The sequence below is a fragment of the Rhodococcus sp. IEGM 1408 genome (assembly GCF_033142235.1).
Taxonomy (GTDB): Bacteria; Actinomycetota; Actinomycetes; order Mycobacteriales; family Mycobacteriaceae; genus Dietzia.
The window spans coordinates 1-520 of sequence record NZ_JAWLRW010000057.1; the positions used below are offsets into that span (position 1 = coordinate 1).

The following is a 520-nucleotide window of genomic DNA, read 5'->3' on the forward strand; positions in this document are numbered from 1 at the left end:
CTCTGCGGCCGGAGTGGTGTCCAGCTCGTCGAAGGTCTTGGGCACCCTCACCGTCATCAGCGGGAGGGCGGCGATGCCGTTGAGGTCGGCGAGGTCCTTCCACCGGAACGTCGGACTACGCTTGACGAACGCGAATGCGTTGAGCGGCGGAGTGTCGGGCAACCCTTTGAAGCCGTCGATCCGGCCGTCGCCGTCGATCAGCGGGTAGTCGTCGACCGGACGCAACCGAGACAACCCTGGATCGGTGCGGCGCAACAGGTTTCGCAGGTTGTAGTACTGCCGGAAGAACGCATGGAAGCCGCGGCTCATGGTCGCGGGCGATCCGTCCTCCAGCGTCGTGTCCCACCCGCCGACGCGGCCGCCGAGGTAGCTCTCACGCTCGACCAGGTGCACCTTCACACCACGCTCGGCCAGCGCTGTCGCGGCGCTCAGGCCTGCGATACCGCCGCCGACCACCACCACGTGCGGGACGTCAGCCAGCTGACCGGCATCCGAATATCCCTGCGCGGCAGCATGGGTG

1 protein-coding gene is annotated in these 520 nt (G+C 67.5%); it reads right to left on the reverse strand.

What is annotated here, in order from left to right; genetic code table 11:
• Positions 1-520: FAD-dependent oxidoreductase (locus R4P08_RS18485; RefSeq protein WP_317815320.1), on the reverse strand; the 520-nt coding region annotated here is incomplete at both ends.